Source organism: Cellulomonas sp. B6 (assembly GCF_001462455.1).
In the GTDB taxonomy this organism is placed as follows: Bacteria; Actinomycetota; Actinomycetes; order Actinomycetales; family Cellulomonadaceae; genus Cellulomonas.
On record NZ_LNTD01000125.1, the window covers coordinates 17,125 to 41,853 of the forward strand.

Genomic DNA, 24,729 nt, shown 5'->3' on the forward strand with positions numbered 1-24,729 from the left:
CCGGCGTCGCGCCACCTGACGGCGGCGCGTCAGCGCGTGAGGACCGCGACCGCCTCGAGGTGGTGCGTCATCGGGAACAGGTCGTGACCCGTCACCTCCAGCCCCGTCCACCCGCGCTCGGCCAGCAGCGCGACGTCGCGGGCGAGGGCCGCCGGGTCGCACGCCACGTAGACGATGCGCTCGGGCCGCAGCGCAGCGACGGCCTCGACGACGCGGCGGCCGGCACCCGTCCGGGGCGGGTCGAGCACCACGACGTCCGCGGCCGCCGCCGGCGGCACCGCGCCGCGGCGGCCCGTCAGGACGTCCGCGACGTCCCCCGCGTGCAGCTCGACCTGCGGACGGTCGTGGGCGTTGCGCCGGGCGTCGCGCACCGCGCGCTCGTCACCCTCGACCGCGACGAGGCGGCCGTCGGTGCCGACGGCGTCGGCCAGCGGGGACGAGAACAGGCCGGCACCCGCGTACAGGTCGAGCACCGTCGCCCCCGCGACGTCGCCGACCGCCTCCAGCACGCGCGACGTCAGCAGGGCCGGTGCGCCGCGGTGCACCTGCCAGAACCCGGCGGCCGCGACCCGGTACTCGTACGTCGCTCCCCCGACCTCGACGCGCTCGCGCACCGCGGCGCGCGCGTTGGGGCGCGGGTCCCGACGGTTCGAGTGCAGGTCGAACGGCGCACCGTCGAGCAGCACCAGGGGCGTGCCGCCGTCGGCCGGAGCCACGGCCTCGATGCGCGAGCCCGCCGGCCAGCGCCGGTCGAACAGGCCCAGCGCGGCGACGTGCTCGCTCGCGAGGGGCATGCCCTCCAGCGGAAGCACGGTGTGCGAGCGGTGGCCCCGCATGCCGGGACGCCCCTCGGCGTCGACGTGCAGGTCGATGCGCGTGCGCCAGCCCAGGCCGCCGCGCTCGTCGTCACCGGGCACGCCGGCCACCGCGGGCGTCAGGTCGACGCGCGCGAGGCGCCTCAGCTGCTCGGCGAGCACCGCCTCCTTCCACGCCCGCTGCGCGGGCAGCGCGACGTGCGCGAGCTCTCCCCCGCCGACGCCGCCCGGGCCGGCGGCGGGCCACGCCGAGGGCACGCGGTCGGGCGACGCGTCGAGCACCTCGACCGCGTCGGCACGCCAGAACTTCGCGTCGGGCGCGGCATCCGTCAGACGGGCACGGACCCGCTCGCCCGGCAGGGTGTGCCGCACGAACACGACGCGTCCCTCGTGCCGGGCGACGCAGTGCCCGCCGTGCGCGACGGGCCCGATCTCGAGGTCGACGGTCGAGCCGGTGCGCAGGTTCTCAGTAGCCACGCGGAACGGTACCCCGGACGGGGTCCTCCAGCCCCGTCTGCCCCTCGGTGGAGGCGAGCTGCCACGGCACCGAGGCCACGACGACACCCGGCGTGAACAGCAGGCGGCTCTTGAGACGCAGCGCGCTCTGGTTGTGCAGCAGCTGCTCCCACCAGTGCCCCACGACGTACTCGGGGATGTAGACCACGACGAGGTCGCGCGGGCTCTCGCGGCGGATCGAGCGGACGTACGTCAGCACGGGGCGCGTGATCTCGCGGAACGGTGAGTCCAGGACGCGCAGCGGCACCGGCAGGTCCGCCGCCTCCCACTGCGCGCGCAGCGCCGCCACGTCGTCCGCGTCGACGCCGACCGTGACGGCCTCGAGGACGCTCGGCCGCGACGCGCGCGCGTACGCGAGCGCACGCATCGTGGGTCGGTGCAGGTGCGAGACCAGCACGACGGCGTGCACGCGGCTCGGCAGCGCGCGCGCCCCCTGCTCGTCGTCCGCGAGCGCGAGCTCGGCGCGCACCCGGCGGTAGTGCTCGTGCACGCCCTGCATCGCGACGAAGACGAGCGCCATCGCGAGGATCGCGATCCACGCGCCGTGCGTGAACTTGGTGAGCAGCACGATCACCAGCACGGTGCCCGTCATGCCCAGGCCGATGGTGTTGATGACGCGCGAACGCCGCATGCGTCCCCGCGCACGGGGTTCGGGCTCGGTCCGCAGCTCGCGGGACCAGTGCCGGACCATGCCGAGCTGCGACAGCGTGAACGACACGAACACGCCGACGATGTACAGCTGGATGAGGCGCGTCACCTGCGCGTCGAACGCCCAGATGAGCGCGATCGCGGCCGCGGCGAGCGTGAGGATCCCGTTGGAGAAGGCGAGCCGGTCGCCGCGCGTGTGCAGCTGGCGCGGCAGGTAGCCGTCCTTGGCGAGGATCGAGCCCAGCACGGGGAACCCGTTGAAGGCCGTGTTCGCGGCGAGCACGAGGATCAGCCCCGTCACCACCGACACGACGACGAACAGCACGTCGACGCCCGAGAACACCGACGCCGCGAGCTGGCTGATGACGGGGTGCTGCTCGTAGCCGTCGCCGACGGGCACGCCGTCGCGCAGCAGCTGCGTCGCGGGGTCGTCGACGAACTTCACCCCCGTCGCCTGCGCGAGCAGCAGGATGGCCAGGATCATCGTGATCGAGATCGACCCGAGCAGCAGCAGCGTCGTCGCCGCGTTGCGGGACTTGGGCTTCTTGAAGGCCGGCACGCCGTTGCTGATGGCCTCGACGCCCGTGAGCGCGGCGCACCCCGAGGCGAACGCGCGCAGCACGAGGAAGCCGCCCGCGAGGCCCATGAGGCCCTGGTCGAACCCCGGTTCCGACGCGACGCCGAACGCCGCGCTCTCGGCCGCGGGCAGCGTGCCCGTGAAGTAGCGCACGGCGCCCACGACGGCGATCGAGCCCATGGCCGCCATGAACAGGTACACCGGGATCGCGAACGCGGAGCCGGACTCCTTGACGCCGCGCAGGTTCACCAGGGTCAGCGCCACGACCAGCCCGATCGCGAACGTCGTCTCGTGGCCGCGCAGCGCCGGGATCGCCGTCGCCGCGTACTGCGCGCCCGAGGAGATCGACACCGCGACGGTCAGCACGTAGTCGACGAGCAGCGCGCTCGCGACCGTGACGCCCGCGCGCGGTCCGAGGTTGACCGACGCGACCTCGTAGTCGCCGCCGCCCGACGGGTAGGCGTGCACGTTCTGCCGGTACGACGCGACGACCGTGAGCAGCACGAGCGCGACCGCGACGCCGACCCACGGCGAGATGGTCAGCGCCGTGAGCCCGGCGAGCGAGAGCGTCAGCAGGATCTCGTCGGGCGCGTACGCCACGGACGAGAGCGCGTCGGACGCGAAGACGGGCAGCGCGATGCGCTTGGGCAGGAGGGTGTGGCCCAACCGGTCGCTGCGGACCGGTCGGCCGAGCACGAGCCGTTTGGCGGCGTCTGCGAGGTCCGACACGAGCAGCGATCGTATGCCCGCGACGCCCCTGCCTCACAGGCCCCGCGTGGGACCTGGCACGACGTGCGCGCGAGCGGCCCCCAGGGGTATAGCGTGACCGGCTGTGCACTTCGTCATCATGGGATGCGGGCGCGTGGGGGCCACCCTCGCGCAGTCGCTGGAGGCCCGCGGCCACTCGGTCGCGGTGATCGACCAGAACCCCGACGCCTTCCGCCGGCTCGACGCGGACTTCCAGGGCAACAAGGTCACGGGCCTCGGCTTCGACCGCGACACCCTGCGCACGGCCGGCATCGAGGACACGTACGCGTTCGCGGCCGTCTCCGACGGCGACAACTCGAACATCCTCGCGGCCCGCGTGGTGCGCGAGACGTTCGGCGTGGAGAACGTCGTGGCCCGCATCTACGACCCGCACCGCGCCGAGATCTACCAGCGGCTGGGCATCCCCACGGTCGCGACCGTGCGGTGGACCTCCGACCAGGTGCTGCGGCGCATGCTTCCCATGGGCACGACCGACGAGTACCGCGACGCCTCGGGGCAGATCCAGCTCGCGCAGGTCGACGTGCACGCCGGCTGGGTCGGGCGCCCGCTGCGCGCCCTGGAGGAGGCCAGCGGCGCGCGCGTCGCGTACGTCACGCGTTACGGCGACGGCGTGCTGCCGACCGCCGGGTCCGTCCTGCAGGAGAGCGACACCGTGCACCTGCTGCTGCGCGTCGACGACGCACCGGCGGTCGAGCGCGTGCTCACCTCGCCCCCGAAGGTGGAGTCATGAGGGTCGTCATCGCCGGCGCCGGGTCCGTCGGCCGGTCCATCGCGCGCGAGCTGCTCGCGCACGACCACGAGGTCACGCTCATCGACCGGCAGCCGTCGGCGATGCGCGTCGCCCAGGTCGCCGAGGCCGACTGGCTGCTGGCCGACGCGTGCGAGCTGCCGACGCTGCGCGAGGTCCGCGCGCACGAGTGCGACGTGATGGTCGCCGCGACCGGCGACGACAAGGCGAACCTCGTCGTGTCGCTGCTCGCCAAGACCGAGTTCGGCGTGCCCCGGACGGTCGCGCGCGTGAACAACCCGAAGAACGAGTGGATGTTCGACGACGCGTGGGGCGTCGACGTCGCGGTGTCGACGCCGCGCATCATGACCGCGATGGTCGAGGAGGCCGTCGCGGTGGGCGACCTCGTGCGGATCTTCACGTTCCACCAGTCGAAGGCGGACATCCTCGAGCTGACGCTGCCCGAGGGCTCGCCGCTCGCCGGCGTGCGCGTCGGTCAGGTCGCGTGGCCCGCGGACACCGTGCTGGCGTGCATCGTGCGCGACGCGCGGCCGATCGCGCCGAGCCCCGACGACACCCTGGAGGGCCGCGACGAGCTGTTGTTCGTCACGGGGCACGAGGCGGACGAGCAGGCTCTCGAGGAGCTCCTGACCCGCGGACCAGCATCCAGCTGAGCCACAGCGTCAGGGCCGTCAGCGGCAGGCCCATCGCGAGCTTCGCGGTGCCCAGCCACACGACCTGGTCCGCCAGGAACAGCGGGAGCTGCACGAGCAGCCGCAGCCCGAACATCGCGACCCACGGCCACGTCGCGAGCGCGTACCGGCGGCGCAACGCGCGGTCGGCACGCCACTCGACGGCTCCCGCCCACGACCCGCCCGCGAGCGGCCCGCGGTTGCTGAGCATCCCGACGACGAGCCCCACGAGCGGCCACCCGACGAGGATCGTCACGAGCGTGCCCACGAGGGACGCGGCGTTGACGATGAGCCCGTAGGCGAAGTAGTCGCCCGCGTCGCCCGTGTTCCAGGCCCACAGCACGCCGACGCCGACGCCGAGGACGCCCGAGAACGCCTGCGTCACGGGCGTGCGCTGCACGAGGCGCGCGACGACCGCGATCGCGGCCGTGGCCGCCGCCGAGATCAGCGCGGGCTGCAGCTGCTGCCCGGACGCGATGTACACGACGACGAACAGCAGGCCGGGCGCCACGGCCTCGACCATGCCGCGCACGCCGCCGAGCGCGTCGACCGCCGAGAACTCGTCGGCCGTGATGGCCCGCAGCCCGCGCGCGCCGCCCTCGTCGGGCGGGACGACGTCGTCGACCGCGTCGAGGACGACCGGCTCGTCGTCGCGGGCGTCGTCGCGCGGTGCGGTCATCGGGTCACTCCCCCGGTCGGGCGCGCAGCTCGTAGCGCGGGTTGAAGATCGTGCGGCGCCCGTCGACCAGGCACACCATGCCGTCGACCTTGAGGCGTCGCCCCGGCTCGATGCCGGCGATGCTGCGCCGGCCGAGCCAGACGAGGTCGAGCGTGCCCGACCCGTCGTACAGCTGCGCCTCGAGCGCCGGCACGCCCTCGCGGGGCCGCAGCGTCACCGAGCGCAGCACGCCGGACACCGAGGCGCGCGCGCGGTGCGGCAGCGCGTCGACCGGGCAGCACCCGGGCACGCTCACCGCGTCCGCACGCTCCTCGTCGGCCTCGATCTCGGCCTGCGAGGCGAGGACCTTGTGCACCCGCTCGCGCAGCGTCATCCGATCTCCGTGATCTCGGGCCCGCGCTCGGGCGGGGCGAAGCGGGGCGCGTCGGGCGCGGGCGGCGGCGTCGCACCACCGGGCAGCTGCAGCGGCAGCAGGTCGCGCGGCGGACGCGCGTCGGTGCCGCGCACCACGACGACCTGACCGAAGAGCTCCTCGAGACGCCCGGCCGCGTCGGGCTCGACCGCGGCCCGTCCGGTCAGCACGCCGCGCAGGAACCAGCGCGGCCCGTCGGTCCCGATGAAGCGCGCGGGTCGGTGGCCCGTGCGCCCCTCCGGCGTGCGGACGGGCAGCCGCGCGAGCAGCTCACGCCCGTAGGGTCCGGGCAGGTCGTCGACCGTCCCGCCCTGCTGCGTGATCGACGCGGCGATCTCCTCGCGGATCTCGTCCCAGATGCCGTCGGTGCGCGGCGCCGCGAACGCCTGCAGCTGCAGCGACGACCCGTCGAGCAGCACCGCGACGGCCGACACGACGTTGGTGGCCTTGTCGACCTCGAGCCGGATCTCCATGCCGTCGACCTGCGGCAGCCGGATCGCTCCGAGGTCGACGCGGGGCAGGTCGGGGTGCGAGGTGTCGACGTCCCACGGGCCGCGCGTCCCCGCGGGCCCGGTGGCAGCGTCGTCGACCTCGTCGACCGTGTCGTCCTGCGGGACGTCGGCGGCGGTGTCGACCGCGGCGTCCTCCTTGGGGCCACGACGGAACAGACCCACGTTCGCTTCCTCCGACCGGCGCCGAGCGCCCTCGTCCTGCAGTCCTTCGACGTCACAACGACCGCGACGTCGACAGTAGTTCCGATCCCGGGCCGGTGGCCCGGCGACACGTCAGGTGCCGGCGCCTGCGCCCGCCCCGGCCCCGGCTCCCGCTCCGGCCCAGCCGCCGCTCGAGCCGAACCCGCCGGCACCGCGCACCGAGCCGGGAAGCTCGCCGACCTCGACGAAGCGCGCTTGCTCGACGCGCTGGACCACCAGCTGCGCGATCCGGTCGCCGCGTCGCAGCTCGAGCGCGTGCTCGCGGTCGGTGTTCAGCAGCGTCACGGCGATCTCGCCGCGGTAGCCGGCGTCGACCGTGCCCGGGGCGTTGACGACGGTCAGACCGTGCCGGGCCGCGAGCCCGGACCGCGGGTGCACGAACGCCGCGTACCCCTCCGGCAGCGCGATCGCGACACCCGTCGGCACCGTCGAGCGCTCGCCCGGGGCGAGGGTCACGTCGATGCGGCTCACGAGGTCGGCGCCCGCGTCACCGGGGTGCGCGTAGGCGGGGGCGGGGAGCTCGGGGTCCAGCAGCTGCAGGAGCACCTGGACGGCGTCGGCGCGGTGGGTCGCGGTCACGGGGGCCGACCTTACCGCGCGCGGACGGGCATCGGTCACGCGCGCCCGGGGCCGACGCAGCACCCGGCCCCGCACGCACCGCGGGCGCCGCGGGCGCGGCGACGATGACATCCTGTGAGCATGCCCTCGACGACGCCCGACCCGGCCACGACCGCCGTCCCGCACGCCCCGTCGCCGCGCACCACGACGGCGCCCACCGGCCCCGGCTTCCGCGAGCGCCTGTGGCTCGGTCCGGTGGGCTGGGGCGGGGTCGTCGCGTTCGCCGTCGTCCTGGGCGTCGCTTTCGTCCCGGTGGACGGGCGTCTCGCGCTCGGCGTCGGGGTCGTGGCGCTGCTGCTCGGGCTCGCGGGCGCCGTGCTCACGGCGCCGCGCGTCGAGGTCGTCGACGGCACGCTGCACGCCGGGGCCGCCCGCATCCCCGTCGCGCTGCTGGCCGAGCCGCGCGCGCTCGACCGGGCGGCGCTGCGCACCGAGCTCGGCCCGGCGCTCGACGCACGCGCGCACGCGTGCCTGCGCGCCTTCATCGGCACGGCGGTCCGGGTCGAGGTGCGCGACCCGCAGGACCCGACGCCCTACTGGATCGTCTCGACCCGACGGCCCGACGCGCTCGTGGCGGCGCTCGGCGGTACGCCGGCGACGTCGTGAACGGCGACGGCCGGCCACCCCCGTGGGGTGACCGGCCGTCGGTGTCGTCAGGGCGGCGTCAGGCCGCGCACTCCGAGCACACGGGCTGACCGTTGCGCTCGTAGGCGAGCTGGCTGCGGTGGTGCACCAGGAAGCACGACGAGCACGTGAACTCGTCGGCCTGTCGGGGCAGGACGCGGACGGAGAGCTCCTCGCCGGACAGGTCGGCGCCGGGGAGCTCGAACCCCTCGGCCGCCTCCGTCTCGTCCTCGTCCACCACGCCCGAGTTCTTGTCGGAGCGCCGGGCCTGGAGCTCCTGGAGCGAGTCCTCGCTCAGGTCCTCCTCGGTCTTGCGCGGGGCGTCGTAGTCGGTTGCCATGTGTGAGCGTCACACTCCGTCTTCTGCAGCAGTGTCGTGGTACGCGGGGTCAATGCGCCGCGGCCGTGATTTGTTCCCCCCGCGCGGACGGATTGTGCCCCACCGCGGGCCCGGATGCGAACACGGACATCCGCCCATGTGGTCGAACCCGGCGAACCCGTACGGAACCGCCCTCGTCGTCGCAGGCCACGGCGTCGTGGACCGCACCGTAGCGGCCCGATCTCACCCGGCCTCGAGGTCCGCGCCGGACGGCGCGTCGGGGGCGTCGGCGTCGAGCTCCTCGAGCAGCACGCCGAGCTCGGCGACGCGCTCGGCGGCACCGGCGACGGTCATGGCACCACCGGCCGGGCGGCCGCGCAGCCCGCGCACGACCCCGCCGGCCTCCTGCACGACCAGCGACGCCGCGGCGAGGTCCCACGGCTGCAGGCCACGCTCGTAGTACAGGTCGAGGCGCCCGGTCGCGACCTGGCACAGGTCGATCGCGGCGGCCCCGATGCGCCGCACGTCGCGCACCTGCGGCAGGAGCGACGCGAGCACGCGCGCCTGGGCCCGCCGACGCTCGGCGACGTAGCCGAAGCCCGTGCCGACCAGGCAGCGGTCGAGCGGCGGCGCCGCGGCGACGCGCAGGGGGCGGCCGTCGAGCCACGCGCCGTGCCCGCGGGCCGCGGTCCACGTCTCGCCCGACGCCGGCGCGTGCACGCACCCGGCGAGCACCGTCCACGCCGCGGGATCCGGCTCCCCGACGACCGCGGCGACGCTCACCGCGTACGCCGGCAGCCCGTAGAGGTAGTTGACGGTGCCGTCGATCGGGTCGACGACCCACGTCACGCCCGACGTCCCGCCCGTGCTGCCGCCCTCCTCGCCGAGCACCGCGTCGTGCGGGCGCAGCCGCGCGAGCTCGCGCCGCACGAGCTCCTCGCTCGCGAGGTCCATCGCGGTGACGACGTCGACCGCGCTCGACTTGGTCGCGGCGACGCCGACCGTCTCGGGCCGCCCGTCGTGCACGAGCCGGCCCGCGGCGCGCGCGACCTCCTCGGCGACGGCGACGAGCTCGGTCACGGACGGGTCGGTCGAGGCGCTCACCCGACCATTGTCCCGCAGCGCTGCCGCGCGAGGGGCGGGCCTAGCGGCCGGAGCCCGCCGCACGCCACGGGCCCGGGGCGTTGAGGTGGAACCTCAGCGCGAGGACGCGCAGCGCGAACACGCCGACGGCGACGGCAGACAGGCCGACCGCGCCGGCCCAGCCGACCTTCCACAGCGCGACGGTCGCGCACGCACCGAGCAGCGCGGGCACGGCGTACAGCTGGCGGTGGTGCAGCACGACGGGCACCTCACCGGTCAGCAGGTCGCGCAGGATCCCGCCGCCGACCCCGGTCAGCACGCCGACGACGACCGCGGCCAGCGCCGTCGTGCCGTGCTCGAGCCCCTTGACCGTGCCGACCACCGCGAAGAGCGCGAGCGCGCCCGCGTCCATGACGACGATGACGCGCCGCGCGCGCTCGAGGCGCGGGTGCCCGAAGTACATGACCAGGCCACCCGCGAGCGCGGCGGCCATGAGGCGCACGTCGCTGATGCCCACGGGCGGCACCGCCCCGATGAGCAGGTCGCGCAGGACGCCGCCGCCCAGCCCCGTCGCCCACGCCAGCACGACGACCCCGAAGACGTCGAACTGCTTGCGGACGGCGGCGAGCGCGCCCGACATGGCGGCCACGAAGACGCCGACGACCTCCAGGACCGGTTCGACCGGCAGCTCGGGCAGCACGACGCCATCCTCCCGCACGTGACGACGACCTCACGGCGCACCGGGGCGGGGTGCACGCGTTCCGGGCAGATCGGTGGCAGGCTCCTGCGTGGACAGCCGGGGAGGTCGTATGGGTGAGCTGGAGCTGGTCGGACTCCACGAGGACGGGGAGCACCTCGTCCTGGTCGCGGCCGACGGGCAGCGCTTCCGCGTGCGCATCGACGACCTGCTGCGCGCGGCGGTGCGCCGCGACCGGCCGCAGCTCGAGCAGCTGCGCGCCGAGCAGGCGGGGTCGCTGAGCCCGCGCGAGATCCAGTCGCGCATCCGCGCCGGGGCCACCGCGCAGGAGGTCGCCGACGCGGCGGGCGTGCCCGTCGAGGCGGTGCGCCGCTACGAGGGCCCGGTGCTCGCCGAGCGCGAGTACGTCGCCGAGCAGGCCCGTGCGACGCGCGTCGGCCGGGACTCGGGCGCGCCGCTGCTGGGCGAGCTCGTGACCGACCGGCTCGCGGCCCGCGGCGTCGACGTCGCGTCGTTGTCGTGGGACGCCGCTCGCGAGGGCACGGGCCCGTGGACCGTCGTCGCGCGGTTCGTCGTCTCGGAGGAGCCGCGCGAGGCCCGCTGGTCGTTCGACGCGGTGCGGCGCACGGTCGTCGCCGACGAGGACGAGGCGCGCTGGCTGTCGGAGACCGAGATCGACGAGCCCGCGGCGCGGCGCCACCTCGCGGCCGTGCGCGACGTCGTCTTCGACCTCGACACGATGAACGAGCAGGCCGCCCCCGAGCCCGAGCCCACCCACGTGCTGCTCGACGAGCTGCGCCAGCGCCGCGGCGTGCGGCAGCCGCTCGAGCTCGACGGCGACGACGAGGAGTTCGAGGGGTTCGGGCCGCAGCACGCGTTCGACTTCTCCCCCGGCGGGCCCGGCGACGTCGCGGACGAGCCCACGGCGCACGAGCGCGACGTGCCGGGCGCCCACCCCGTGGACGCCGACCCCGCGCGCGAGGCCGTGGTCCTGACGCCGCCCCGCGGCGAGCGCACCCCGGCGCCGGTCACGGCGGCCGTGCCGGACGCGACGCCGCAGGACACGGGTGCCGACGAGCGCCCCGCGGCCCCCGAGCGGCGGTCCCGACGCACCCGCGCGAAGGTGCCGAGCTGGGACGAGATCGTCTTCGGCGCCAAGCCGGAGTGACGCCGGCGCGGTGACGCCGGCGGGCGGACGACGCCGGGCTGACGACCGGACGCGGGGTCAGCCCTCGTCGTCCTCGAACAGCGTCTGCCCCGTCGGCACGGTCGCGCGGGCGACGCGCGCCGTCATCCGCCGCACGTGGTGACGGCGGCACAGCACCTCGTACGCGACCTCGTCGACGCCGGCGGCGACGTCGCCGACGACCACCTGGTCGCCCTCGACGACCATGACCCCGTCGACCGTGCGTGCGTTGTGCGTCGCGCGGGCGCCGCACCAGCACAGCGCGCGCACCTGCAGCACCTCGACGCGGTCCGCGAGCTCCACGAGCCGCGCCGACCCGGGGAACAGCCGCGCACGGAAGTCGGTCGTGATGCCGAACGCGTAGGCGTCGACCGCGAGCTCGTCGACGACCCGGGCCAGCTGCTCGACCTGCTCGGCGGTGTAGAACTGCGCCTCGTCGGCCACGAGGTAGTCGACCGCGCGGCCGCGCGTGCGTCGTGTGACGACCTCGGCCCAGAAGTCCGTGGTGTCGTCGACCTCGTCGGCGCGCTGCTGCAGGCCCAGCCGCGAGGAGATGACGGCGCTGCCCGCGCGGTCGTGCCGCGTGAACAGCACGCCGTCGCGGCCGCGCGCGGCGTGGTTGTGGTGCATCTGCAGCGCGAGCGTCGACTTGCCGCAGTCCATCGTCCCCGAGAAGAACACCAGCTCGGCCATCAGCGTCTCCCCCGGGTCACCGGTGCACCAGCAGCGGCACGAGCATCTCGCGTGCGGTCATCGAGCCGTGCACGCCCGGCAGCGCGATCGACGCCGCGGTCTGGGTGCGCGAGTCCACGACGGTCGCGGCGCCCCGCATCGCGACGACCACGTCGCCCACCACGGGCAGCACGCGCGGCTCGACGGGTCCGAACCAGCCGGCCGCGACCGCCTCGTCGCGCGTGCGCACCACGGCGTCGTCGCCCAGGGCGTCGCGCCACCGCAGCGCCACCTCGGCGGGGTCCGCACCGGGCGTCACGTGCAGGTGCAGCGCGCGCGGCTCGCCGCCCGTCACGGCGACCTGGGCACCGAGCACGGGGTCGGTCGCGACGTCGCGGCGCCGCGCGGGGTCGACGTCGACCATGCCGTGGTCGGCGGTGACGACGAGCAGCGTGTCGCGCGGCAGCGACCGCGCGAGGCGGGCCAGCTCGCCGTCGAGCTCGGTCAGCGCCTCGCCCCACTGCCAGGACCCCCACCCGTGGTGGTGACCGGTCTTGTCGACGTCGTGCCAGTACAGGTACGCCAGGCCGGGCTCGCGCAGCGCGCGCAGCACGCCGTCGACCCGCTGCGTGAGCGACTCGGCGGGCGCGTACGTGGCTCCGCGCAGCGCGGCGCCCGTCAGCCCCGAGCCCTGGAACCGCGCGGGCCCGACGCTCGTGACGGCCACGCCCGCGGCCGCGAGCCGCTCGAGGACCGTCGGGTGGGGCTGCCACTGCCCGGCCGGCGGCATGTCCGTCCACGACACGAGGTTGCCGAGCCGGCCGGTCGACGGGACCCGCACGGTGTAGCCGAGCATCGCCGTGGTTCCCGGCCCGCGACCCGTGCCGAAGGCCGCGACGGCCGTCGCGGTGGTCGACGGGAACGTCGTGACCAGCGGCGCGGACCCCGCGAGCAGCGAGCGCAGGAACGGCGCGTGGCCGCCGCGCTCGGCGAGGTTGAGGTGCCCCAGACCGTCGACGAGCACGACGCACACGCGCCGGGCGTCCGGCAGGCCGAGCAGCGCGCGGGCCGCCGCACCGTCCGGCACGTCGACGCCGAGCGCGTCGGCGAGCGCCGGCAGGACGTGCGTCAGCGACCGGTCCGTGCCGCCGGGCGGGACCGGGTCGAGCAGGTCGTCGGGCGCCGGCAGCGCGGGGCCGGTCGCGGCGCTCACCGGCGCGTCGACGCCGCCGAGAGCGTCCGCCCGAAGGCCATCGCGGCGAGCACGGCGTCGCGGCCCTCGGCGGCGACGCTCACCCGCACCACGACGTCGTCGGGCGTGATCGAGCCGGACATGCCGTGGTCGGCGTCGCACTGCGGGTCGCCGCACGTCGCGGGCTCGAGGTCGACGCGCGACACCGCGCCCCACCCGATCGCGAGCGTCAGCTCGGCCGCGCCGTCGCCCGCGCGGTGCTCCTGCGGGTTCGGCACGACGTGCGTGAACGCCACCGAGCGCAGCTCGCCGAGCGGCACGGCCTCGGTGGTGGCCTGCGCGCTGGACGACGGGTGCTCGGAGTCCGCCGGGTGGTCGTCCACGTGCGCGACGACGAGCCGGGTCGGGGTCAGCGCGAGGACGGTGACGTGGCGGCGCACCTCGGCGCCGTCGAACGTGGTCTCGGGGTGGACCAGGTGGGCCACGACGCCCTCGTCCGCGAGCGCGAGCTCGAGGACCTCGGCGACCAGCTCCGGGTAGTAGCCGGCGCGGTCCAGGTCGTGACGCAACGTGGTGGAGAGAGCGGGCACCCGACCATCCTCCCACCCCCGCGCACGGTGGCGGGAACGCGCGCGCAGGCGCGCGGGACGACCGCCGTCGCGCGCACCCACCTCAGGCCCGTGCGAGCCGGCGGGCGGCGTCCGCGCGGTCCGCGGGGGCGACCGTGGCGTGCGCGCCGAGCACCGCGGCGCCGGTCGGCGAGACGACGACCGGGTTGAGCTCGAGCGAGCGCAGGTCGGGCAGCGCGTCGGCCAGCACCGACACGCGCGCGACGACGTCCTCGAGCGCGGCGACGTCGAGCGCCGGCAGGCCGCGGTAGCCGAACAGCCGGGGCGCGGCCCGGGGCGTGCGGACCAGCTCCGCGACGTCGACGTCCGTCAGGGGCGGCACCGCGTACGCGACGTCGCCGAGCAGGTCCGCCGCGTCGCCCGCGACGCCGAGGCTGAGCAGCGGGCCGAACAGCGGGTCCTCGGCCGACCGCACCACGCACGCCACGCCGTGCGGCGCCATCGCCTGCACCTCGATGGGCGGCACGTCCGGGCCGGGGTCGTGGTCGGCCGCGAGCGCGAGGATCCCGGCGACGTCGGCGCGGAGCTCGGCCTCGTCGGCCACGTCGAGCCGCACGCCCCCGAGGTCGGCGCGGTGACGCAGCGCGGGGACGGTCGTCTTGACCGCGACGGGCCACCCGAGCCCCTGGGCGGCCGCGACCGCCTCGTCGGCGTCGTGCACCCGGATCGAGGGCCACACGTGCACGCCGACCGTCGCGAGCAGCTCCGCGGTCCGCGCGGCGTCGAGCGGCACGGGTGCGCCGTCGGTGGCGCCGGAGTCCGCGAGCGCGCGTGCGACGAGCCGGCGCGCCGCGCGCAGGTCCACGCCGCCGGGGTGCACCGTCGTGCCGCGGTCGACGGCCCGCCAGGCCGCGTAGCGCGCGGCGTGCCCGAGCGCGAGGACCGCGTCCTCGGGGGCCGCGTACGCGGGGACGGTGCGCACGCGGCCCTCGGGGTCGGTCGCGGCGAGCTCGGCGGTCAGGCCGTGCAGGTCGAACATGCACGCCACCGTCGTGCGGCCGGTGCGCGCGGCGGCGCGCGCGACCTCGCGCGGCAGCACGGGGTCGGGCACGCCGAGCGTCGGGACGCGCACGGCCACGACGACGTCGACCTCGGGGTCCCCGTAGACCCGCTCGACCGCGTCGCGCACCTCGTCGGCGCGCGCGTCCTCGGCGATGCGCTCGACCCGCCCGGTGACGACGAGCCCGGCGGCGGCGGCGGCCTCGGCGACGAGCGCCGCGACACCGGTCGAGCTCGCGAGGACCGCGACGCGTCTGCCGCGCGGCAGCGGCTGGTGCGCGAGCAGCTGCACGACGTCGAGCATCTGGTGGACGTTCTCGACGCGCACGACGCCGGACTGGCGCAGCACCTCCTCGAACGTGCGACGCGGCGCCCGGGTGGGGCGCACCGCGTGCCCCGGCGGCGCGACGTGTCCCGTGCGCCCGGCGGTGACGACCACGACCGGCTTGTGCGACGCGAGCCGGCGTGCCACGCGCGTGAACTTGCGCGGGTTGCCGATGGACTCGAGGTAGAGCGCGACGACGTCGGTGCCCTCGTCCTCGCCCCAGAACTGCATGACGTCGTTGCCCGACACGTCGGCCCGGTGGCCCGCGGACACGAGCTGCGCGAGGCCCAGGCCTCGGCGCTCGACCGCCGCGAGCAGCGTCACCGCGAACGGTGCGGACTGGCAGAACAGCCCGATGCGCCCGACCCGCGGCGGCGTCGCGGCGAGCGACGCGTCGAGCGTCGTGCCGTCGTGCGTCGCGAGCAGCCCGAACGACGACGGCCCGACGAGCCGCATCCCGGCTCCGTGGGCGACGCCCAGCAGCAGGCGCTGCCGCGCGAGCCCCTCGGGACCGGCCTCGGCGAACCCGCCCGAGAGCAGCACGAGCCCGCGCACGCCCAGCGCACCGAGCCGGCGCGCGGTGTCGAGCACCTGCGCGGCGGGCAGCGCGACGACCGCGAGCTCGACGGGCCCGGGCACGTCGTCGACGCGGTGGTGTCGGTGCACGCCGTCGTCCCCGAGCCCCTCGCCGTGGCCGACGCCCACCGCGTGCACGGTGATCGTGCCGGCGCGGGCCGCGGCGACGAGTCCCTCGACGACGCGCTCGGCCTGCCGGGCCGCGAGCGGACGCTCGGGCTCGGGCCCGGGACCGACCACGACGACGCTGCGCGCCGTGAGCAGCGCACGCATCGACCGCGCCTCCGCGCGGTGCTCGCGGTCGGCCGCGACGGCCAGCGAGCGGTCGGTGGGGTCGATGCCGAACGTGACCTGCACGACGCCGTCCTCGGTCCGCCGTCGGACCTCGTAGCCGGCCTCGCTGAACACCGAGAGCATGCGGCCGTTCTGCGGCAGCACCTCGGCGACGAACCGGCGCACGCCGCGCTCGCGCGCCGCGGCGGCGAGGTGCTCGAGCAGCACTGAGGCCAGCCCCTTGCCCTGGTGCGCGTCGGCGATGTTGAACGCGACCTCGGCGGTCTCGGGCTCCACCACGTCGTAGCGCGCGACGCCGATGATGCGCTCGGGCTCGTCGGTGCCGGGTGCGCCCGTGACCGCGACGAGGGCCACGCGGTCGACGTGGTCGACCCGCACGAGCCGGTCGAGGTCGCGGTCGGAGAGCCGCTCGAGCGGTGCGAAGAACCGCAGGTACGTCGAGCGCTCGGACTGCCCGACGTGGAAGGCCTGCAGCGCGTCCGCGTCGTCCGGGCGCAGGGGACGCAGGCGGGTCGTGGAGCCGTCGGTCAGGACGACGTCCGCCTCCCAGCCCGCGGGGTAGGGTGCCGCTCCGGCGGCCCCCTCGTCCGCCGGGCCCAGGTGCCCGTTCCCGGGGTCGACGTCGGCCATGTCCGCCAGGCTAGCGGCGCGGCTGCGCCGATGACTCCCCCGGCACGGGGAGAATGCACCGCAGGGGGCGTCCGCCGTGCCGACGGCCGCCCCGTCAGCCGCCACCGCACCGCCGTCCCCGCACCGCCGTCACCCGCACCGCAGCACCGAGGAGCACATCAGCCCATGGCGCGTCGTCCCGCGACCCCCGACCTGCCGCCCGAGGACCTGGTCGAGAAGATCGTCGACGTCGACGTCGCGACCGAGATGGAGGGCTCGTTCCTCGAGTACGCCTACTCGGTCATCTACTCGCGCGCGCTGCCCGACGCGCGCGACGGCCTCAAGCCCGTGCAGCGGCGCATCGTCTACCAGATGGCCGACATGGGCCTGCGGCCCGAGCGCCCCTACGTGAAGTCGGCGCGCGTGGTCGGCGAGGTCATGGGCAAGCTGCACCCGCACGGGGACTCGGCGATCTACGACGCGATGGTGCGGCTCGCGCAGCCGTTCTCGCTGCGGCTGCCCCTGGTCGACGGCCACGGCAACTTCGGCTCGCTGGACGACGGCCCGGCGGCCTCGCGCTACACCGAGGCGCGCATGGCACCGGCCGCGGTCGCGATGACGCAGGGGCTCGACGAGGACGTCGTCGACTTCGTGCCCAACTACGACAACAAGCTCCAGCAGCCGGGCGTGCTGCCGGCGGCGATCCCGAACCTGCTGGTCAACGGCACGTCGGGCATCGCGGTCGGCATGGCGACGAACATGGCGCCGCACAACCTCGTCGAGGTCGTCGCGGCCGCACGGCACCTCGTGCTGCACCCCGACGCGACGCTCGAGGACCTGCTGCGGTTCGTGCCCGGGCCGGACCTGCCGACGGGCGGCAAGATCGTCGGCCTCGACGGCGTGCGCGACGCGTACCGCACGGGCCGCGGCGCGTTCCGCACGCGGGCGACCGCGCGCGTCGAGAACGTCACGCCGCGCCGCAAGGGCATCGTCGTCACCGAGCTGCCGTACATGGTCGGGCCCGAGAAGGTCATCGAGAAGATCAAGGAGGGCGTGCAGAACAAGAAGCTCTCCGGGATCGCCGACGCGGTCGACCTCACGGACCGGCAGCACGGCCTGCGGCTGGTCATCGAGGTCAAGACCGGGTTCCACCCCGAGGCCGTCCTCGAGCAGCTCTACCGGTACACGCCGCTGGAGGACTCGTTCTCCATCAACAACGTCGCGCTGGTCGACGGCCAGCCGCGCACGCTCGGCCTGGTCGACCTGCTGCGCGTGTGGGTCGACCACCGCATCGACGTCGTCCGCCGCCGCACGTCGTTCCGCCTGGCGAAGCGCCAGGAGCGGCTGCACCTCGTCGAGGGCCTGCTGATCGCGATCCTCGACATCGACGAGGTCATCCAGGTCATCCGCACCTCGGACGACGCCGAGACGGCGCGCACGCGCCTGCGCTCGGTGTTCGACCTGTCCGAGCCGCAGGCCGAGTACATCCTCGAGCTGCGGCTGCGCCGCCTGACGCGGTTCTCCCGCCTCGAGCTCGAGCGCGAGCGCGACGAGCTGGTCGAGGAGATCGCCCGGCTGCAGGCGATCCTCGGCGACGACGCGCTGCTGCGCACGGTCGTCTCGGACGAGATGGCCGAGGTCGCCGCGACGTACGGTACGCCGCGCCGCACGGTGCTGCTCGAGCACGCGGGCGGCACGGGCCTCGCGGGCGCCGCGGGCGCGCCGACGTCCGCGAAGGCCGCCGCGGCGCCGCTGGAGATCCCCGACACGCCGTGCTGGGCGCTGCTGTCGGCGACGGGCCTGGTGGCGCGCACCGCCGAGGACGTCGAACCCGTGCGCGGCGACGGCACGGTCCGCAGCCGCCACGACGTGGTCGCCTCGGCGATCGCGACGACCGCGCGCGCCGAGGTCGGCGCGCTGACGAACCGCGGCCGCGTCGTGCGGCTGTCGGTGCTGGAGCTGCCGACCATGCCCCCGACCGACGGTCCGCCGTCGCTGTCGGGCGGGCTGCCCGTCGGCGAGGCGGTCGCGCTCGAGACCGGCGAGCGGGTGCTCGCGCTCGTGCCGCTCGGCGCCGACGCGCCCCCGGTGGCCCTCGCGACCGTGCAGGGCGTCGTCAAGCGCGTCACGCCGGGCGACGTGCCCGCCAACCGCGACACGTGGGAGGCGATCGGCCTGCGCGACGGCGACGAGGTCGTCGCGGCGGCCCTGGCGCGCGACGAGGACGAGCTCGTGCTCGTGTCCTCGGACTCCTCGCTGCTGCACTTCCCCGCGTCCCAGGTGCGCCCGCAGGGCCGCGCGGCCGGCGGCATGGCCGGCATCAACCTCGCGGCCGGGGCGCGCGTCGTCGAGTTCGCCGTCGTGCGCCCCGAGGACGACGCGGTGGTCGTGACCGTCTCGGGCACGTCGAGCGCGCTGCCCGGCACGCAGGCCGGGGCCGCCAAGGTGACGCCGTTCTCCGCCTACCCCGGCAAGGGCCGCGCGACGGGCGGCGTCCGCTCGCACCGGTTCCTCAAGGGCGAGGACGCGCTGATCCTCGCGCACGTCGGCCCCGCACCCGCGCGCGCGACCGGTGCGGGCGGGCAGCCCGTCGACCTGCCGCCGCTCGACGAGCGCCGCGACGGGTCGGGCGTGCCGCTGTCGGCCCCCGTGCACGCGATCGGCTGAGCGGGGAGCGCCGCAGCCGGCCCGCGGCGGGCCCGGCGGGGGCGGACCGGGTCGGGCCGGTTCGGAGCACGCCGCGGCACGACCTACCGTGGTGCCGTGGCTGCCTCGCTCGACCTGCCCCGCTCCGTCCTGCTCGCGCTGTGGCTCACGGCCCCCGGCTCCCGGGACGGCGCGCTGGCCGCTGTCCAGCACGACGACGAGCCGCACGCCGTGACGTCGGACGGCGAGACCCTCGCGCTCGACGCGTGGCTGACGTGGCTGGGCTCCCCCGTCGACGAGGTCGCGGTCCTGCTGCCCGTGCCCGGCGAGCCCGTCGCGGCGCCGCCCGAGGTCTCGGGCGCCGCCGTCGAGGCCGGCGAGTGCGTGCTGCTGCGCGCCGGCGCGCGCTCGCTCGCGCTCGTGCCGGAGGTCGAGCGGTTCGGCTCCGACCTCGAGCCCGGCCACCTCGTGACGTGGCAGGCCTCCCCCGTGCCGGACTGGCGCACCGCCGTGTGGGCACAGGTCGGCACGCTCGAGGACGCCGAGCGGGACCTGCGGCAGGGTCTGCTGACCGCGACCGAGGCGCTCGTGCAGCTCGGCGTCGACCGGTGGCGGCCCGACGCGGCCGACGACATCGCGCTCGTGCGCGACGGCGCGTTCCCCGCGGGCCGCCTGCCGGGCGGGGTCGCGGGCCAGCGCGTGCGCGTGCTGTCGAGCGCCGCGCGGCTGCGCGCGATCGTCGCGCTCGCGACGCAGGACGACGGCGGTGCCGTCAACCTGTGGCAGGCCGACCAGCGGTCCACCGCGCTGCGCGAGGTCGACCGCGTGGCGCGCCGCGCGATGGCGGCCGCCGCGACGCAGCTGCGCCGCGGCTGACACCGGCCCCGGCCCGCGGCGGCCCGTCCGCGCGCCTCAGCGCTCCAGCACGCCGCGGTAGACCTCGAGCGTCCGCTCGCCGATCGCGTGCCACGAGAAGTGGTCCTCGACGCGGCGACGCGCCGCCACGCCCCACGCCGCGGCACGCTCCGGGTCGGACACGGCCTCGACCAACGCCGCGCCGAGGTCGGCGACGAACCGGTCCGGGTCGACGGGCGTGCCGGTGCCGTCCTGGACCTGCTCGATCGGCACGAGCCAGCCGGTCACACCGTCGTCGACGACCTCGGGGATGCCGCCCGTGGCGGTGCCCACGACCGGCAGGCCCACGGCCATGGCCTCGAGGTTGACGATGCCGAGCGGCTCGTACACCGACGGGCACGCGAAGACCGTGCCGTGCGCGAGCACGGCGACCAGCGCGTCGCGCGGCAGCATCGCGTCGATCCACACCACGCCCGTGCGGCGCGTGCGCAGGTCCTCGACGAGGCCCGTGACCTCGGCGAGGATCTCGGGCGTGTCGGGCGCACCGGCGCACAGCACGACCTGCACGTCCGCCGGCAGCGCCTCGACAGCGCGCAGCAGGTACGGCAGTCCCTTCTGCCGCGTGATGCGGCCCACGAACACCACCGCCGGCCGGTCGGGGTCGATGCCCAGGCGCTCCACGACGGTGCGCGCGTTCGCGACGTCGTCGTCCGCCGTCGGGCGGCGCCAGCCGTCGAGGTCGATCCCGTTGTGCACGACGTGCACGCGCGCGGGGTCGACCGCCGGGTACGAGCGCAGGATGTCGGCGCGCATGCCGCCGCTGACGGCGATGATCGCCGCGGCCGACTCGTAGGCGGTGCGCTCGACCCAGGACGACAGCGCGTACCCGCCGCCGAGCTGCTCGGCCTTCCACGGGCGCAGCGGCTCGAGGCTGTGCGCGGTCAGGACGTGCGGCACGCCGTGCAGCAGCGACGCGAGGTGCCCGGCGAGGTTGGCGTACCAGGTGTGGGAGTGGACGAGGTCGGTCGCCGGGCCGTCGTCGTCGACGCGGCCGATGCCGTCGACGATCGCGAGGTCGACGCCCATCGTCGCGAGCGCCGGGTTGGCCCCCGCGAGGCCCCCCGGCACGCCGTAGCCGTACGTGCCCGGCTCGGCCACGGGCTCGTCGAAGCAGTGCACGCGCACGTCGACGTGCTCGCGCAGCACCGCGGTCAGGCCCGCCACGTGGACGCCCGCGCCCCCGTACACGTGCGGCGGGTACTCGCGGGTCAGCAGGTCGACGCGCACCTTTTCCTCCCGTCGTGACCGGCGCACCGCCGGTCTCCAGGCGACACGCTAGCGCCCGGCGGCGCGGTGACCTCGCCCGGGACGCCTCGCGGGCCTAGGTTGAGCACATGCCAGCGCCGCGTGTCCTCGCCATCGTCCTCGCCGGAGGGGAGGGCAAGCGGCTCATGCCGCTCACCGCGCACCGCGCGAAGCCCGCGGTCCCCTTCGGCGGCATCTACCGCCTCGTCGACTTCGCCCTGTCGAACGTCATCAACTCGCGGTACCTGCACGTCATCGTCCTCACGCAGTACAAGTCGCACTCGCTCGACCGGCACGTGTCCAAGACGTGGCGCATGTCGTCGCTGCTCGGCAACTACGTGGCTGCCGTGCCCGCGCAGCAGCGCGTCGGCAAGCACTGGTACCTCGGCTCGGCCGACGCGATCTACCAGTGCCTCAACATCATCGACGACGAGCGCCCCGACATCGTGGTCGTGGTCGGCGCCGACCACGTCTACCGCATGGACTTCTCCCAGATGGTCGACGCGCACATCGAGTCGGGCGCCGAGCTCACGGTCGCGGGCATCCGCCAGCCCATCGAGATGGCCGACCAGTTCGGCGTCATCGAGACCGACCCGTCGGACCCCTCACGCATCGCGCGCTTCCGCGAGAAGCCGGTGGACCCGGCGCCGGTGCCGGGCTCGCCGACCGAGATCCTCGCGTCGATGGGCAACTACGTCGCGAACGCCGACGCGCTCGTGCGGGCCGTCACGGTCGACGCCGAGGACGTGAACTCGCGCCACGACATGGGCGGCGACATCGTGCCGTGGTTCGTCGAGCGCGGCACCGCCGGCGTGTACGACTTCATCCGCAACGACGTGCCGGGATCCACCGACCGCGACCGCGACTACTGGCGCGACGTCGGGACGATCGACTCGTACTTCGACGCCAACCACGACCTCATCTCGGTCGAGCCGGTGTTCAACCTCTACAACGACGCGTGGCCGCTGTTCACGGGCTACACGGGCCTGCCGCCCGCGAAGTTCGTGCACGCGGGCGCGGGGCGCCTGGGGCACGCGGCCGACTCGATCGTCTCCCCCGGCGTCGTCGTGTCGGGCGCGACCGTGTCGGGCTCGGTGCTGTCCCCCGGCATCCGGCTGCACTCGTGGGCGCAGGTCACCGACTCGGTACTCATGGACGGCGTGCAGGTCGAGCGGTACGCGCAGATCCACCGCGCGATCCTCGACAAGAACGTCATCGTGCCCGAGCGGGCGCGCGTCGGGCTGGACCACGACCACGACCGCGCGCGGGGCTTCACGGTCACCGACAGCGGCATCACCGTGGTGCCCAAGGGCACGATCATCACCGACTGAGGCACCACCGGCGCCGACGTCGTCGCGGCGTCCGCACACCCTGCGGACGCCGCGACGGCGTCGCGCCGCACGCCGCTAACCTGCCGGGCGTGGACACCCGCCCCGCCGAGCCCGCCGAGCCCGCCGACACCCGACGCCTCGTCGTGATGGACGTCGACTCGACCCTCATCACCGGTGAGGTCGTCGAGATGCTCGCGGCCCGCGCCGGGGCGCTCGAGCGGGTCGCCGCGATCACGGAACGCGCCATGCGCGGAGAGATCGACTTCGCCCGGTCGCTGCACGAGCGTGTCGCGACGCTCGCGGGCCTGCCGGTGTCGGTGTTCGACGACGTGCTGGCCGAGGCCGAGCTGACGCCCGGCGCCCGCGAGCTGGTGGCCGAGCTCCGAGCCCGTGACTGGCCCGTCGGGCTCGTCTCGGGCGGCTTCCTCGAGGTCGTCGCACCGCTCGCGGACAGCCTCGGCATCGACCTCGTGCACGCCAACCGGCTCGAGGTCCGCGACGGCGTGCTCACGGGCCGCGTGGACGGGCCCGTGGTCGACCGCGCCGCGAAGGCGACGACGCTCGCGGACTACGCGCGGCGCACCGGTGTCCCGATGGCGCGCACGATCGCGATCGGCGACGGCGCGAACGACCTGGACATGCTCGCGGCCGCCGGCACCGGCATCGCGTTCAACGCCAAGCCCGTGCTCGCGGCGTCCGCCGACGCCGTCGTGCGGGACCGGCTCGACGCCGTGCTCGAGCTCGACGTCTTCCGGGTCTGACGCCGGCCGGCCCGGCGCTCGGCACCGCCGGCACGCGCCACGACGCGACCGTCTCAGGGCGTGCGGACCACCACGAGCCGCGCCGCACCGAGGTCGAGCGCGTCCCACGTCCCGTCGAACTCCAGCAGGCTCCACGTCGCGGTCGGGACGCCGGGCCGCACGCGCGCGACCGCGCCGCCGTCCGAGCCCGGCCCGGCGAGCGCGTCGGCGAGCTGCGAGACCGTCGGCTCGTGCCCGACGACGAGGACCGTGCTCGCCTCCTGCGGCAGGCCGCGCACCAGCGCGAGCACGTCGCCGGCGCCGGCGTCGTAGAGCGCGTCGACGACGGTCAGCTCGGCGTCCGGCGCACCGGACGCCGCGAGCGGTGTCCGGACCAGGTCCCACGTCTGCCGCGTGCGCAGCGCCGACGAGCACAGCACGTGCGTCGGGGCGAGACCGGCCTCGGCGAGCGCCGCGCCGACCGCGCTGGCCTGCCGGCGTCCCGCCAGCGCGAGCGGGCGGTCGTGGTCGACGACGGCACCGGCGGGCTCGGCCTTGGCGTGCCGCAGGATGACGAGGTGGTGGGTGCTCACGTGCCCAGGGTCGCAGACGCCCCGCGGCGCGTCAGGCCGCTACGCGCCCGGGACGACGCGACGTACGTCACTGCCCCATCGCGTGCACGCCGCCGTCGACGTGCACGATCTCGCCCGTGGTGGCGGGGAACCAGTCCGACAGCAGCGCGGCGACCGTGCGCGCCGTCGGCTCGGGGTCGGTGACGTCCCAGCCGAGCGGGGCACGGTCCGGCCAACCGCCCTCCATCGACTCGAAGCCGGGGATCGACTTGGCGGCCGTCGTGCGGATGGGGCCGGCGGAGACCAGGTTGACGCGCACGCCCTGCGGGCCCAGGTCACGGGCCAGGTAGCGCGCGGTCGACTCGAACGCGGCCTTGGCGACACCCATCCAGTCGTAGACGGGCCACGCGTAGCGCGCGTCGAACGTCAGACCGACCAGGCCCGACCCGCGCGTGAGCAGCGGCAGCGAAGCCACGGCGAGCGCCTTGAGGGAGTACGCGGACACGTGCACCGCCGTCGCGACGTCCTCCCACTCGCCGGCCAGGAAGTTGCCGCCCATGACCGACTGCGGGGCGAAGCCGATGGAGTGCACGACGCCGTCGAGGTGGTCGGCGTGCTCGCGCACGCGGTCCGCGAGCGCCGCGAGGTCGTCCGCGTTCGTCACGTCGAGCTCGACGACCGGTGCGGGCTGCGGCAGGCGGCGCGAGATCGCCTGCGTGAGCCGCAGCTGACGACCGAACGACGTGAGGATCACCTGCGCGCCCTGCTCCTGCGCGAGCCGCGCGACGTGGAACGCGATCGATCCGTCGGTGAGGACGCCGGTGACGAGCAGCGTCTTGCCCTCGAGGAGTGCCATGGTGTGCCTTTCGCGGTCACGGTCCGCCGCGCGGGGCGGGCGGTGGTACAGGAG

Annotated in this window: 24 protein-coding genes; 8 read left to right on the top strand and 16 right to left on the bottom strand. The window is 75.6% G+C overall.

All coding sequences use genetic code 11. The features are described from left to right. Positions 1-29: 29 nt before the first annotated feature. Both ATM99_RS11665 and ATM99_RS11670 read right to left on the bottom strand, forming a co-directional pair. A complete protein-coding gene (locus tag ATM99_RS11665) occupies positions 30-1,292 on the bottom strand; it encodes a class I SAM-dependent RNA methyltransferase (RefSeq protein ID WP_062103082.1) in 1,263 nt (420 codons plus the stop codon). Further along, complete coding sequence (locus ATM99_RS11670; RefSeq protein WP_062103083.1) at positions 1,282-3,285, bottom strand: APC family permease; 2,004 nt, start codon at positions 3,283-3,285, stop codon at positions 1,282-1,284. The genes ATM99_RS11665 and ATM99_RS11670 overlap by 11 nt, the downstream gene beginning before the upstream one ends. A 118-nt stretch (positions 3,286-3,403) precedes the next feature. Between ATM99_RS11670 and ATM99_RS11675 the strand changes: the two genes are divergently transcribed. After that, positions 3,404-4,054: a TrkA family potassium uptake protein gene (locus ATM99_RS11675; RefSeq protein WP_062103103.1), complete on the top strand. Its 651-nt coding sequence runs from the start codon at positions 3,404-3,406 to the stop codon at positions 4,052-4,054. Then, on the top strand, positions 4,051-4,725 hold the full coding sequence (locus tag ATM99_RS11680) for a TrkA family potassium uptake protein (protein WP_062103084.1): 675 nt from the start codon (positions 4,051-4,053) through the stop codon (positions 4,723-4,725). Before ATM99_RS11675 ends, ATM99_RS11680 begins: the two co-directional genes overlap by 4 nt. On the opposite strand, the gene ATM99_RS11685 is transcribed toward ATM99_RS11680, so the two are convergent. From ATM99_RS11685 to dut, 4 genes are all read right to left on the bottom strand, one after another. Next, on the bottom strand, positions 4,658-5,422 hold the full coding sequence (locus ATM99_RS11685) for a DUF3159 domain-containing protein (protein WP_062103085.1): 765 nt from the start codon (positions 5,420-5,422) through the stop codon (positions 4,658-4,660). The two genes, ATM99_RS11680 and ATM99_RS11685, sit on opposite strands and share 68 nt — an antisense overlap. Before the next feature lie 4 nt (positions 5,423-5,426). Continuing rightward, positions 5,427-5,795, bottom strand: a complete 369-nt coding sequence (locus ATM99_RS11690; protein ID WP_082659646.1) for an OB-fold nucleic acid binding domain-containing protein — start codon at positions 5,793-5,795, stop codon at positions 5,427-5,429. Then, positions 5,792-6,508: a DUF3710 domain-containing protein gene (locus ATM99_RS11695; RefSeq protein WP_062103086.1), complete on the bottom strand. Its 717-nt coding sequence runs from the start codon at positions 6,506-6,508 to the stop codon at positions 5,792-5,794. Before ATM99_RS11695 ends, ATM99_RS11690 begins: the two co-directional genes overlap by 4 nt. 111 nt (positions 6,509-6,619) lie before the next feature. Continuing rightward, positions 6,620-7,126, bottom strand: a complete 507-nt coding sequence (dut, locus tag ATM99_RS11700; protein ID WP_062103087.1) for a dUTP diphosphatase — start codon at positions 7,124-7,126, stop codon at positions 6,620-6,622. Positions 7,127-7,246: 120 nt separating this feature from the next. On the opposite strand from dut, the gene ATM99_RS11705 reads away from it, so the two are divergent. Continuing rightward, positions 7,247-7,771: a DUF3093 domain-containing protein gene (locus ATM99_RS11705; protein ID WP_062103105.1), complete on the top strand. Its 525-nt coding sequence runs from the start codon at positions 7,247-7,249 to the stop codon at positions 7,769-7,771. Positions 7,772-7,829: 58 nt separating this feature from the next. Here ATM99_RS11705 and ATM99_RS11710 read toward each other — a convergent pair whose 3' ends face one another. The 3 genes from ATM99_RS11710 to ATM99_RS11720 all read right to left on the bottom strand — a co-directional run bounded on the left by ATM99_RS11710 (position 7,830) and on the right by ATM99_RS11720 (position 9,891). Further along, on the bottom strand, positions 7,830-8,129 hold the full coding sequence (locus tag ATM99_RS11710; protein WP_029287753.1) for a DUF4193 domain-containing protein: 300 nt from the start codon (positions 8,127-8,129) through the stop codon (positions 7,830-7,832). Positions 8,130-8,351: 222 nt separating this feature from the next. Continuing rightward, on the bottom strand, positions 8,352-9,212 hold the full coding sequence (locus ATM99_RS11715; RefSeq protein WP_150118271.1) for an inositol monophosphatase family protein: 861 nt from the start codon (positions 9,210-9,212) through the stop codon (positions 8,352-8,354). A gap of 40 nt (positions 9,213-9,252) precedes the next feature. Continuing rightward, positions 9,253-9,891 (bottom strand): trimeric intracellular cation channel family protein, encoded by a 639-nt coding sequence (locus ATM99_RS11720; protein WP_062103088.1) that lies wholly within the window; start codon positions 9,889-9,891, stop codon positions 9,253-9,255. Between the two features lie 109 nt (positions 9,892-10,000). Between ATM99_RS11720 and sepH the strand changes: the two genes are divergently transcribed. Next, a complete protein-coding gene (gene sepH / locus ATM99_RS11725; protein ID WP_062103089.1) occupies positions 10,001-11,056 on the top strand; it encodes a septation protein SepH in 1,056 nt (351 codons plus the stop codon). Between the two features lie 57 nt (positions 11,057-11,113). Here sepH and ATM99_RS11730 read toward each other — a convergent pair whose 3' ends face one another. From ATM99_RS11730 to ATM99_RS11745, 4 genes are all read right to left on the bottom strand, one after another. Next, the gene (locus tag ATM99_RS11730) at positions 11,114-11,767 is read right to left on the bottom strand and encodes a thymidine kinase (RefSeq protein ID WP_062103090.1); all 654 of its coding nucleotides are present in this window, start codon (positions 11,765-11,767) and stop codon (positions 11,114-11,116) included. Between the two features lie 16 nt (positions 11,768-11,783). Beyond that, entirely contained in the window at positions 11,784-12,959 is a 1,176-nt protein-coding gene (locus ATM99_RS11735; protein ID WP_082659650.1) for a nucleotide pyrophosphatase/phosphodiesterase family protein, read from the bottom strand. After that, a complete protein-coding gene (locus tag ATM99_RS11740; protein ID WP_062103091.1) occupies positions 12,956-13,528 on the bottom strand; it encodes a DUF5998 family protein in 573 nt (190 codons plus the stop codon). Before ATM99_RS11740 ends, ATM99_RS11735 begins: the two co-directional genes overlap by 4 nt. Positions 13,529-13,610: 82 nt before the next feature. Then, on the bottom strand, positions 13,611-16,391 hold the full coding sequence (locus ATM99_RS11745; RefSeq protein ID WP_062103092.1) for a GNAT family N-acetyltransferase: 2,781 nt from the start codon (positions 16,389-16,391) through the stop codon (positions 13,611-13,613). Between the two features lie 165 nt (positions 16,392-16,556). Here ATM99_RS11745 and ATM99_RS11750 point away from each other — a divergent pair, with 165 nt between their 5' ends. Both ATM99_RS11750 and ATM99_RS11755 read left to right on the top strand, forming a co-directional pair. Next, positions 16,557-19,037, top strand: coding sequence for a DNA topoisomerase (ATP-hydrolyzing) subunit A (locus ATM99_RS11750; RefSeq protein ID WP_062103093.1), 2,481 nt, complete (start codon positions 16,557-16,559; stop codon positions 19,035-19,037). 96 nt (positions 19,038-19,133) lie between these two features. After that, a complete protein-coding gene (locus ATM99_RS11755) occupies positions 19,134-19,892 on the top strand; it encodes a hypothetical protein (RefSeq protein ID WP_062103094.1) in 759 nt (252 codons plus the stop codon). A 36-nt stretch (positions 19,893-19,928) separates the two neighbouring features. Here ATM99_RS11755 and glgA read toward each other — a convergent pair whose 3' ends face one another. Beyond that, entirely contained in the window at positions 19,929-21,158 is a 1,230-nt protein-coding gene (glgA, locus tag ATM99_RS11760) for a glycogen synthase (RefSeq protein WP_062103095.1), read from the bottom strand. Between the two features lie 107 nt (positions 21,159-21,265). Between glgA and ATM99_RS11765 the strand changes: the two genes are divergently transcribed. Both ATM99_RS11765 and serB read left to right on the top strand, forming a co-directional pair. After that, positions 21,266-22,507, top strand: coding sequence for a glucose-1-phosphate adenylyltransferase (locus tag ATM99_RS11765; protein ID WP_062103096.1), 1,242 nt, complete (start codon positions 21,266-21,268; stop codon positions 22,505-22,507). Between the two features lie 89 nt (positions 22,508-22,596). Next, positions 22,597-23,268 (top strand): phosphoserine phosphatase SerB, encoded by a 672-nt coding sequence (serB, locus tag ATM99_RS11770; protein ID WP_223305026.1) that lies wholly within the window; start codon positions 22,597-22,599, stop codon positions 23,266-23,268. A gap of 53 nt (positions 23,269-23,321) precedes the next feature. Here serB and ATM99_RS11775 read toward each other — a convergent pair whose 3' ends face one another. Together ATM99_RS11775 and fabI are read right to left on the bottom strand one after the other, a co-directional pair. Beyond that, a complete protein-coding gene (locus ATM99_RS11775) occupies positions 23,322-23,840 on the bottom strand; it encodes a histidine phosphatase family protein (RefSeq protein ID WP_062103097.1) in 519 nt (172 codons plus the stop codon). 67 nt (positions 23,841-23,907) lie between these two features. Further along, positions 23,908-24,675: an enoyl-ACP reductase FabI gene (gene fabI, locus ATM99_RS11780; RefSeq protein WP_062103098.1), complete on the bottom strand. Its 768-nt coding sequence runs from the start codon at positions 24,673-24,675 to the stop codon at positions 23,908-23,910. Positions 24,676-24,729: the final 54 nt, after the last annotated feature.

What these genes read in the sequence shown, in the direction of transcription:
- ATM99_RS11730 (WP_062103090.1), bottom strand. Translation starts at nt 11,767, where the DNA reads ATGGCCGAGCTGGTGTTCTTCTCGGGGACGATGGACTGCGGCAAGTCG.
- ATM99_RS11705 (WP_062103105.1), top strand. Translation starts at nt 7,247, where the DNA reads ATGCCCTCGACGACGCCCGACCCGGCCACGACCGCCGTCCCGCACGCC.
- ATM99_RS11765 (WP_062103096.1), top strand. Translation starts at nt 21,266, where the DNA reads ATGCCAGCGCCGCGTGTCCTCGCCATCGTCCTCGCCGGAGGGGAGGGC.
- ATM99_RS11750 (WP_062103093.1), top strand. Translation starts at nt 16,557, where the DNA reads ATGGCGCGTCGTCCCGCGACCCCCGACCTGCCGCCCGAGGACCTGGTC.
- ATM99_RS11710 (WP_029287753.1), bottom strand. Translation starts at nt 8,129, where the DNA reads ATGGCAACCGACTACGACGCCCCGCGCAAGACCGAGGAGGACCTGAGC.
- ATM99_RS11685 (WP_062103085.1), bottom strand. Translation starts at nt 5,422, where the DNA reads ATGACCGCACCGCGCGACGACGCCCGCGACGACGAGCCGGTCGTCCTC.
- ATM99_RS11690 (WP_082659646.1), bottom strand. Translation starts at nt 5,795, where the DNA reads ATGACGCTGCGCGAGCGGGTGCACAAGGTCCTCGCCTCGCAGGCCGAG.
- sepH (WP_062103089.1), top strand. Translation starts at nt 10,001, where the DNA reads ATGGGTGAGCTGGAGCTGGTCGGACTCCACGAGGACGGGGAGCACCTC.
- ATM99_RS11675 (WP_062103103.1), top strand. Translation starts at nt 3,404, where the DNA reads ATGGGATGCGGGCGCGTGGGGGCCACCCTCGCGCAGTCGCTGGAGGCC.
- ATM99_RS11680 (WP_062103084.1), top strand. Translation starts at nt 4,051, where the DNA reads ATGAGGGTCGTCATCGCCGGCGCCGGGTCCGTCGGCCGGTCCATCGCG.
- fabI (WP_062103098.1), bottom strand. Translation starts at nt 24,675, where the DNA reads ATGGCACTCCTCGAGGGCAAGACGCTGCTCGTCACCGGCGTCCTCACC.
- ATM99_RS11745 (WP_062103092.1), bottom strand. Translation starts at nt 16,391, where the DNA reads ATGGCCGACGTCGACCCCGGGAACGGGCACCTGGGCCCGGCGGACGAG.